General features: G+C 75.5%; 8 protein-coding genes and 1 pseudogene. 1 reads left to right on the forward strand and 8 read right to left on the reverse strand.

Features of this window, described 5'->3' with window-relative positions; translation table 11 throughout:
- Positions 1–48: 48 nt before the first annotated feature.
- The 6 genes from cobC to cobM are packed head-to-tail and all read right to left on the reverse strand — an operon-like array spanning position 49 to position 6,876.
- Positions 49–1,125, reverse strand: a complete 1,077-nt coding sequence (cobC, locus tag ACFUN8_RS35860; protein ID WP_383647219.1) for an Rv2231c family pyridoxal phosphate-dependent protein CobC — start codon at positions 1,123–1,125, stop codon at positions 49–51.
- The gene (locus ACFUN8_RS35865) at positions 1,109–2,044 is read right to left on the reverse strand and encodes a sirohydrochlorin chelatase (RefSeq protein ID WP_383647221.1); all 936 of its coding nucleotides are present in this window, start codon (positions 2,042–2,044) and stop codon (positions 1,109–1,111) included. Before ACFUN8_RS35865 ends, cobC begins: the two co-directional genes overlap by 17 nt.
- Complete coding sequence (locus ACFUN8_RS35870) at positions 2,041–2,670, reverse strand: precorrin-8X methylmutase (protein WP_383647224.1); 630 nt, start codon at positions 2,668–2,670, stop codon at positions 2,041–2,043. The genes ACFUN8_RS35865 and ACFUN8_RS35870 overlap by 4 nt, the downstream gene beginning before the upstream one ends.
- Positions 2,667–4,730: a precorrin-3B C(17)-methyltransferase gene (cobJ, locus tag ACFUN8_RS35875; protein ID WP_383647226.1), complete on the reverse strand. Its 2,064-nt coding sequence runs from the start codon at positions 4,728–4,730 to the stop codon at positions 2,667–2,669. Before cobJ ends, ACFUN8_RS35870 begins: the two co-directional genes overlap by 4 nt.
- A complete protein-coding gene (gene cbiE, locus ACFUN8_RS35880; protein ID WP_383647228.1) occupies positions 4,727–6,010 on the reverse strand; it encodes a precorrin-6y C5,15-methyltransferase (decarboxylating) subunit CbiE in 1,284 nt (427 codons plus the stop codon). Before cbiE ends, cobJ begins: the two co-directional genes overlap by 4 nt.
- The gene (cobM, locus tag ACFUN8_RS35885; protein WP_383647230.1) at positions 6,007–6,876 is read right to left on the reverse strand and encodes a precorrin-4 C(11)-methyltransferase; all 870 of its coding nucleotides are present in this window, start codon (positions 6,874–6,876) and stop codon (positions 6,007–6,009) included. The genes cbiE and cobM overlap by 4 nt, the downstream gene beginning before the upstream one ends.
- A gap of 92 nt (positions 6,877–6,968) precedes the next feature.
- On the opposite strand from cobM, the gene ACFUN8_RS35890 reads away from it, so the two are divergent.
- Positions 6,969–7,733, forward strand: coding sequence for a ZIP family metal transporter (locus ACFUN8_RS35890; RefSeq protein WP_383647233.1), 765 nt, complete (start codon positions 6,969–6,971; stop codon positions 7,731–7,733).
- Positions 7,734–7,759: 26 nt separating this feature from the next.
- Here the strand turns inward: ACFUN8_RS35890 and cobI are convergent, their stop codons facing one another.
- Together cobI and ACFUN8_RS35900 are read right to left on the reverse strand one after the other, a co-directional pair.
- On the reverse strand, positions 7,760–8,515 hold the full coding sequence (gene cobI / locus ACFUN8_RS35895; protein ID WP_383647235.1) for a precorrin-2 C(20)-methyltransferase: 756 nt from the start codon (positions 8,513–8,515) through the stop codon (positions 7,760–7,762).
- Positions 8,512–9,217: pseudogene (locus ACFUN8_RS35900) on the reverse strand (cobyrinic acid a,c-diamide synthase); the annotation flags it as partial. The gene cobI and the pseudogene ACFUN8_RS35900, both read right to left, overlap by 4 nt.

Raw genomic sequence — 9,217 nt, forward strand, 5'->3', positions numbered from 1 at the left:
GTCAAGCGCCCGGCAAGGCGCTTGAGGGCGGGCCGACCACAGCACCCCTCAGGCGCGGACCGCCGACAGGGCCTTGTCGAGCGCCCGCAGGAAACGGTCCGTCGTCGTCCGGTCCCGTACCGCGAGCCGCAGCCACCGCGGGCCGAGCCCCGGGAACGTGTCGCCGCGCCGCGCCGCGAACCCCAGGGCGCGCAGGTGCTCCCGTACGGAGTCGGCCGACTCCATCCGTACGAGGACGAACGGCCCCGCCGCCGGCTCCACGGCGCGCACCCCCTCGAACTCGGCCAGCCCGGCCAGCAGATGGGCCCGGTCCGCCGCCGTACGCCGTGCGGCCGCCCCGGCCTCCGCGAGCGCGGCGGGTGCCATGCACGCATCGGCGGCGGCCAGCGCGGGCGTCGAGACCGCCCAGAGCGGCTGGGCGGCCGCGAGCGCCGTGACGGTCGCCGGATCCGCCAGGACGTAACCGATCCGCAGACCGGCCAGCCCCCACGTCTTGGTCAGGCTGCGCAGCACCACGAGCCCCGGCACGTCCCGGCGCCCCGCCAGGGCCTCCGGCTCCCCGGGCACCGCGTCCATGAACGCCTCGTCCACCACCAGCGTCCGCCCCGGACGCGCCAGCCGGCGGAGGTCGTCCGCCGGGTGCAGCACCGACGTCGGGTTCGTCGGATTGCCGACCACCACCAGATCCGCGTCCTCGGGGACGGCGGCCGGATCCAGCCGGAACCCCGCACCGGCGTCGAGCAGCACCCGCCGCACCGTGTGGCCGGCGTCGAGCAGCGCCGCCTCCGGCTCCGTGAACTGCGGATGCACCACCACCGGGCGGCGCGCCGCGACGGCGCGGGCGAGCAGGACGAACGCCTCCGCGACGCCCGCCGTCAGCAGGACGCACTCCACCGGCAGCCCGTGCCGCGCGGCGACGGCGGCCCGCGCCGCGCGCCCGTCCGGATAGGCCGCGAGACCGGTGAGCGACGCGGCGATCCGCTCCCGCAGCCAGTCCGGCGGCGTACCAGGACGGACGTTGACCGCGAGGTCGGTCAACTCCGCGCCGTCGTCCCGTACCTCGGCGTCGCCGTGGTGCCGCAGGTCGTGAGGGCCCACTTCGTGGGCGTCAGCGCGCGTGCGCATGACTGCCGTGGCCGTGGTGGTGCCCGTGGCCGCCGTGGTCGTGCCCGTCGTCGTCCGGGTGGAAGTGCGGCTGCTGCGGCGCCCCCACCTTGTCCTCGAAGCCGGGCAGCGCGACGCGGTAGACGCACGAGTCGCAGTTCATCCGCAGATCGCCCCGGACCGCCTCGTGGTAGCGCTCCATGACCAGGTCCAGCAACTCCTCGGTGGGCCCCACCACATCGGCCGACACCACCTCGGTCTCCGGATGCGCCGCCGCCCACTCGCGCGTCTGCCCCACCACGCGCTCCGGCAGGATCCCGGTGAACAGGAAGTACGGCAGCACCACGATCCGGCGCGCCCCGAGCCGTACACAGCGGTCGAGTCCGCTCGGCAGGTCCGGCGCGGCCAGTGACACGAAGGCCGTCTCCACGCCCGCGTAACCGCGACCCTCCCAAAGAAGGCGCGCCGCCTTCAGGACCTCCGCGTTGGCGTCGGGGTCGGTCGAGCCGCGCCCCACGAGCAGCACGGTCACCTCGGACCTGTCGCCGTCGTGGCCCGTCAGCTTCGCCGACGCCTCGTCCAGGCGCCGTTCGAGGACCGTGAGCAGCCCCGGGTGCGGGCCCAGGGGACGGCCGTAGGTGTACGAGATCCCCGGGTGGCGCTCCTTCTCGCGCTTCAGCGCGGCCGGTATGTCGCCCTTGGCGTGCCCGGCGGACACCAGCATCAGCGGGACGGCGGCGAACCGTGTGACGCCGCGCTCGACGAGTTCGGCGACGGCGTCCCCGATGGGCGGCGCCGACAGCTCGATGAAGCCCCCGGCGACGGGCAGTTCGGGGTGGCGCCTGCCCAACTCCCTTACGAACTCCCGGAAGGCCTCGGCGCCCCCGGCGTCCCTGGTGCCGTGGCCGGCGATGAGCAGTGCGGGTCGAGGGGTGGTCACGCGTTCTCCTTGGCGAGCTGGTGCGGGTGGGGCGGGTCGTACGGGTGGTAGAGCAGGGCGTTGAGCGCGGCGGCGGCAACGGCGGAGCCGCCCTTCTCCGAGATGTTGGACACCGCCGGGAGGCCGCTCTCGCGCAGCGCGGCCTTGGACTCGACGGCGCCGACGAAACCGACCGGGAGCCCGATCACGAGCGCCGGAGCGGCGTCCAGGAGCAGCAGCTCCTCCAGTGCGGTGGGCGCGCAGCCGACGACCCAGATCGCGCCGGGCCCGACCTGTTCGTACGCGAGACGCACCGCGTGCGCGGAGCGGGTCAGCCCCGGCCCCGACACCGCCTCCTTGAGACGGCACACCGCGCTGCGGCGGGTGATCCCGGCGGCGACCATCTCCACGTCGGCGACGACGGGCGCCCCCGCGTGCAGCGTGGCGTGCGCGGCGGACAGCGTCGCCTCGTCGCAGACCAGATCCGTCAGATACGCCGGATCGGCCGCCGAGTGGATGACCCGCTCCACGACCGCGCGGGTCAGCGGCGCGAGGTGCGAGGTGTCGACGCGGGCGCGCAGCCTGCGGAAGGACTCCTCCTCGATGGGATGGACGACACGCGCCCGGCCGCCGGTGTCCTGGCTCATCGGGCTCCCTCCGACTGCCACCGGTAGCCCCGTGGCGTCACCATGCGGCCCGCGATCTCACGCGTGGCCGTGTTGCCCACCGTCACCACCGTCATCATGTCCACCGTCGCCGGATCGAGCCGGGCCAGCGTGGTGAGGTGGCTGGTGCCGTCGGGGCGGGACGCGTTGCGTACGACTCCGACGGGCGTCGCCGCCGTACGGTGCTCCGCCAGCAGGGCGAGCGCCTTGGGCAGCTGCCAGTCCCGGCCCCGGCTGCGCGGGTTGTAGAAGGTCACGACGAGGTCGGCCTCGGCCGCCGCGCGGACACGGCGCTCGATGACCTCCCACGGAGTGTGCAGGTCGGACAGGCTGATCGAGACGTGGTCGTGCCCGAGGGGCGCGCCGAGGATCGCGGCGGCGGCGAGCGCGGCGGTCACCCCCGGCACGCCGACCACCTCGATGTCGTCGGCCGCCTCGGCGAGCGCGGGCGACGCCATCGCGTACACGCCCGCGTCGCCGCTGCCGATGAGGGCGACGGCATGGCCCGCCTGGGCCTCCGTCACGGCCGTACGGGCCCGCTCCTCCTCGCGCCCGAGCCCCGACTCGAGCACGCGCGTGCCGGGCCGCAGCAGGTCCCTGATCTGGTCGACGTACTGGTCGAGCCCGACGAGCACCGACGCCCGCCGCAGCTCGGCCGTGGCGCGCGGCGTCAGCAGGTCCCGCGCGCCCGGCCCGAGCCCGACGACGGCGAGCCGCCCGCGCGGGGCCCGGCGCACGACGGCGCAGGTGGCCATCGCGGGCCGCCCCGCAGGGCTGGACTTCCGCTTCGGTACGAGGAGTTCACCGCCCCGCCCGGCGGCGAGCGCGGCGGCCTCGGCGACGGACGGGGTCCCGACGGCCGCGAGCGGCGCGTCCGACGGATTGGGCACGACGATCGCGGCCAGCGCGTCGGCCGGATACGTCCGGAGGGGCACCCCGAACGCGGTGGCCGCCCCGACGACGCCGGGCTCGTCCGCCTTGGCGTCGACGGTCGCCAACTCCGCGACGCTGAGCGCCGAGAGCCCGGCGTCACGCAGGACGTCCAGGACGAGCCCGTACACCTCGTCGACGCCCGCGCCCCGGCTGGCACCGACACCGACGACGAGCGACGGCGGCCGCAGGACGACGTCCGTCGGTCCGAGGGGGACGGCCCGGTCGGTGACGAGGAGCCGCGCGACGCCGTCGCGGGGCGTGCCGTCGTCCGCCGACGTCGGGGCCGGGGCCGTGGCCGGGCCGGGCACCGGCTGCCGCGCGGGCAGGGGCCCGCCTGACGCCCCGGCGGTCGGCCGGTGCGTGGGTGCCTGTGTCGGGTCGTGCGGGACCGCGTCCTGCGGGGCGTCGTCCGAGGGTGCCGGGCCGTCGGCCGACGCCTGCTGGGCGGGCAGGGGCCCGCCGGGCCCGCGCGGTGGAGCAACCTGCGGTGCTCGGGCCCCCGGTGTGCCAGGGGTCGGTTCCGGGGACGTCGCGGCGCCGTTCCGCGCACCGTCGGCCCCACCCGGTGACCCATCGTGCTCGCCCTCGGGCCCGGCCCCAAGAGGCCCACTCGGCCGCACGTTCGGCGGCAGCGGCGGCAGTGGCCACACCGCGTCCGCGCGCAGCGTCACCGGTGCGCCGTCGAGTATCGCGCGCGTCACCGTCGCCACCGCGCCCTCGGCCGGCAGGCCCAGGGTGTCGAGGCCGGGGACGCCCGTGGCGTCCGTCGCCGTGGTGATCACCGGGGTCGCGGCCAGGACGGAACCGATCTCCGTCGCCAGGGAGTTGGCGCCGCCCCCGTGGCCGCCGAGCAGCGACACCGCGTACCGCCCCGCCTCGTCCACGCACACGACGCCCGGGTCCGTCGCCTTGTCGGCCAGCAGCGGGGCCAGCAGCCGTACCGTCGCCCCCGTGGCCAGGAAGCACACCAGCTGTTCGCACTCGGCGAACGCGCGTTCCACCGCCTCGCGCACCGGGCCGTCGTAGACGCGGGTACGGCCCGGCCAGGCCGTGGCCAGGCGGTCGCGGGCCGTGGCGCCCGCCGCCGTCGCGGAGATCAGGCCGATCACTGGGTCGCTCCTCGGGGAGGGTGGGAATCAACGGGGCGGTCGCCCCACAGCAGGAAGACGGGATTCGTGCCCGCGAGCCGGGTCACATCGCCCGGCAGAGGGGCGAGCCGCGCGGAGTGCAGGAGTACGCCGCCGGTGGCGAACCCGGCCTCGGACAGCGCCTCACGCACCGCCGGTACCCGGTCCAGCGCGGCCACCGACACCACGACCGTCCGGCCCGCCCGACGCGCGCACGCCGCGACGACGGCGGGCAGCTCGCGGCCCCCGCCACCGACGAACACGGCGTCCGGATCCGGCAGTCCGGACAGCGCCGCCGGCGCGGACCCGTGCACCGTCTGGACGTCCACGCCGTGCGCCAGGGCGTTGGCCCGGACGCGCTCGACACCGTCGGGCGACTTCTCCACGGCGATCGCCGCCGCGCCGAACCGCGCGCACTCCACGGCCACCGACCCCGAGCCCGCGCCGACGTCCCACACCAGATCGCCCGTCCTCGGCCCGAGCCTCGCCAGTGCCAGCGCCCGCACCTCGAACTTGGTGATCATCGAGTCCCGGTGCGCGAACTCCTCCTCGCCCAGCGCCCAGCGCGCGGGCCCCGGCGCACGGCCGGCCAGCGTGCGGGGCACCGGGGAGTGCGCCCGCGCCCGTACGTCGTCCAGGCACAGCACCACGCTCAGCGGCTCCGGCCAGTCGCGGCCGGCCGCGTCGGCGGGGGACAGGTGCTCGACCCGTTCGCCGTCCGGGTCGCCCAGCGCCGACGCGACGACGAGCGTGCGCGGGAGCCCGGAGTGCGCCAGCGCGGCCCCCAGCTCGGCCGGGCCCGCCCCCGGACCGGTCAGCACGGCCACCTTGGGGTGCGCGCGGCAGACGTTGACCGCTGTACGGAGGTCGCGTCCGTGCGCGCTGACGACGACCGCGTCGTCCCACGGCAGACCGATCCGGGCGAACGCCACGGCGACGGACGGCGCGGCCGGCCGTACGTCGAGCGCCTCCGACCCGAAGCGCCCCGCCAGCGCCCGTACGATCCCGAACAGCCCAGGATCGCCCGAGGCCAGCACCACGACACGGCCGCCGCTCGCGTCGGCACGGTGCCGCGCGATCACGTCCAGCGCCGGTGCGAGCGGCCCGAGCACCACCCGCGAGATCCGCTCCGGCAGCCCGGCCTCCGCCGCGGCCTCTTCAAGATGCCGACGCCCGCCGACGACCAACGTCGCCTCGGACACGGCCCGCAGGGAGTCCGCGGAGAGCGGCGTCCCCGTCCCCGTACCGATGACCGTGATCACCGCGCGGCGCCCCGGGTCCGCTCCTCGCTTGGGGTTTCACGCGATGTCTCGCGCCGAGCCTCGCGCAGCGCCTTGCGGGCCGCCGGGTCCGCCCGCCGGAAGCCGTGGAAGTGCCCCGGGTGGTAGAGGTGCGAGCGCGTCCCCGACGCGGCCAGCGCGGGCCCCACCAGGAACAGCGTGTGCTTCCAGAGCTTGTGCTCCTTGACGGTCTCCTCCAGCGTGCCGAGCGTGCAGCGCACGACCAGCTCCTCCGGCCAGGTCACCTGGTGGGCGACGACGACCGGCGTCGACGTCGGGTAGCCGCCCTCCAGCAGCTCCTGTGTGAGCTGTCCCGACCGCGCGGCCGACAGGAACACCGCCATCGTCGTGCCGTGCCTGGCGAACTCCCGTACCTCCTCACCCGGCGGCATCGGCGTCTTGCCACCACCCAGCCGGGTCAGGATCACGGACTGCGCGACCTCCGGAATCGTCAACTCCCGCCCCGCGACGGCGGCGACGGCGGAGAACGACGAGACCCCCGGCACGATCTCCACCTCCAGACCGAGCGCGTCGCAGCGGTCGGCCTGCTCCTGCGTGCCGCCCCAGAGGGCCGGGTCGCCGGAGTGGATCCGGGCGACCTTCAGCCCGTCGCGCGCCGCCCGTTCGTACACGGCGACGACGTCCTCCAGGGAAAGCGCCGCCGAGTCCAGGATCTCGGCGCCCTCGCGCGCGTGGTCGAGCACCTCGGCCTGCACCAGGCTGGCCGCCCAGATGACGACGTCGGCGGCGGCGATGGCGCGCGCGGCGCGGAAGGTCAGCAGGTCGGCGGCGCCGGGGCCCGCGCCGACGAAGGTCACCTTGCCGGCGGTGGCGGTGGTATCGGTCATGAGCGGCGGTCCTCGCGGGTCAACGGGGCGGGGGAGCGGAAGGGGTGAACGTCAACGTGCGGACCGGGGGTCCGATCGGCTAGCAAGGGCGCATGGCGGTGATCGTCGCGCTCGGCGCGTTCCTCATGACGCTCTTCGGCGGCTGGACGGCGCAGCGCGTCACCGACCGCCGCCATCTCGTACTCGGTCTGGCCGGCGGGCTGATGCTCGGCGTGGTCGGCCTCGAACTGCTGCCCGAGGCCATGGAGGTGGCGGGCGAGGACTTCCTCGGCGTCCACCAGGCACTCCTGCTGTTCGTCGGCGGATTCCTCTTCGCGCACGTCGTGGAGCGCCTGCTGGCCGTACGGCGCGCCGCACACGGCGCGGCGGACGCCGACGACCCGCACGGGCACGGCCGGGACGCCGGACGGCCCGAACGCGCGCCCGAGGTGGGCCTGACGGCGGCGTCGGCGATGGTCGTGCACAGCCTGATGGACGGCATCGCGCTCGGCGCCGCGTTCCAGGTCGGCGGCGGCATCGGCGCGACCGTCGCGCTCGCCGTCATCACCCACGACTTCGCCGACGGCTTCAACACGTACACGCTCACCAGCCTCTACGGGAACGACCGCCGCAGGGCCTTCGCGATGCTCTTCGCCGACGCGGTCGCCCCCGTCGTCGGCGCGGCCTCCACGCTGCTGTTCACCCTTCCGGAGGAACTGCTCGGCAGCTATCTCGGCTTCTTCGGCGGCGCCCTGCTGTATCTGGCCGCCGCCGAGATCCTTCCCGAGGCGCACCACGACCACCCGGCGCTGTCGACACTGCTGTGCACCGTCGGCGGCGTGGGCTTCATCTGGCTGGTGGTGGCGCTGGCCGGCTGACACGCACCGGTCCGCGAGCGACGCGCTCACAGCTTGCCCCCGCGCCCGCCGTCGCGCCGCGCGGGCGCGATGAGCGTCGAGAGGTACGGCAGCGTCCCCCGCTCCAGCTCGGAGGCGGGCCGGATCGACTCCTCCGGCAGCCCGAGCGCCGACCCCCACACCGCGCCCTCCGTACGACCCGTCTCCCGCAGCGCCGTCGCGACCTCGCCCGCCAGCCGTCCGAACTTGTACGCCACGACGGTGCCCGGGCCGTCCAGAGCGTCCTTCAGTACGGAGGCGCCCGCCGTCACCGGCACCAGCGTCAACGGCTCGGTGCCCTCGGTCAGTACGGCGCCGCTGCGCGCCGCCAGGTCCTGCATGGCGGTGATCCCCGGCACGGTCTCCACGACCGTCCCCGGCACCGACTCACCGATCGTCTGCGCGAGATAGGTGAAGGTCGAGTAGACGTTGGGGTCGCCGATCGTCGCGAACGCCACGCTTCCGTGAGGATGCGCGCGCAGCAGCTCGGCGACCCGCCCGCCCGCCGCGTCCCAGGCCGCCTCGCGACGGGCCCGGTCGCCGCGCTCGTTGAGCGCGAAGACGACGCGTACGACCTTCTCGGCGCCGACGTAGTGCAGCACGGTCGCCTCGGCCCGGCCGGGCTCTCCGCCGTCCGTGCCGTCGGCCGCCGCCATGACGGGTACGACGACGACATCGGCCTCCCGCAGAAGGCGCACACCCTTCACCGTCACCAGCTCGGGGTCACCGGGTCCCACGCCGACCCCGACGAGTCTGCCGCTCATGCCATGCACCTTTCGACGAATCTCCGTGCCATGCCGGGCGCCGCCGCCCAGTGCGTATGCAGATAGCTCGCGTGCACGCCTTGCTGTACGAAGCCCTCCACCCGGCGCTCGGGCCGCACCAGCCCCCACGCGGGCGCGGCACCGGCCCCCGGTTCGAGCACCGTCCGGTGGAACTCGTGCCCCCGCAGCCGCGTGCCGGCCGCCGCCAGGACGCTGTCCCCGACGGCGACGGCCTCCCGGTACCCGAGCGTCAGCCGCTCCGACATCCGCGCGTCCGCGTCGAGCACACCGCACATCGGCGCCCCGTCGAGCGACCGCGCCAGATAGAGCAGCCCGGCGCACTCGGCGGCCACGGGGGCGCCGGAGTGGGCCAGTTCGGCGACGGCCTTGCGGAGCGGCTCGTTGGCGCCCAACTCGGCGGCGTACACCTCGGGGAAGCCGCCCCCGATGACCAACCCCGCTGTTCCGGGCGGCAGTTGCTCGTCCCGGAGCGGATCGAAGACGACGACCTCGGCACCGGCGGCGCGCAGCAGCTCGGAGTGCTCGGCGTAGGAAAAGGTGAAGGCGGCCCCACCGGCAAGGGCGACGACGGGCGTCATTCTCAGCCTCTCCGGCGCAGCACCATTCAGCCCCTCCGGCGTTTGAGGAGCGGGGTCCGGGGCGGAGCCCCGAAATCCAGCCCGCCCGGCGTTTGAGGGCACG

The organism is Streptomyces sp. NPDC057307 (genome assembly GCF_042667665.1).
GTDB lineage: Bacteria > Actinomycetota > Actinomycetes > Streptomycetales > Streptomycetaceae > Streptomyces.

Bases quoted from the DNA above. Each gene is read 5' to 3' on its own strand.
- cobC (WP_383647219.1), bottom strand. From the start codon at position 1,125: ATGCGCACGCGCGCTGACGCCCACGAAGTGGGCCCTCACGACCTGCGG.
- ACFUN8_RS35870 (WP_383647224.1), bottom strand. From the start codon at position 2,670: ATGAGCCAGGACACCGGCGGCCGGGCGCGTGTCGTCCATCCCATCGAG.
- cobM (WP_383647230.1), bottom strand. From the start codon at position 6,876: ATGACCGATACCACCGCCACCGCCGGCAAGGTGACCTTCGTCGGCGCG.
- ACFUN8_RS35890 (WP_383647233.1), top strand. From the start codon at position 6,969: ATGGCGGTGATCGTCGCGCTCGGCGCGTTCCTCATGACGCTCTTCGGC.
- cobI (WP_383647235.1), bottom strand. From the start codon at position 8,515: ATGAGCGGCAGACTCGTCGGGGTCGGCGTGGGACCCGGTGACCCCGAG.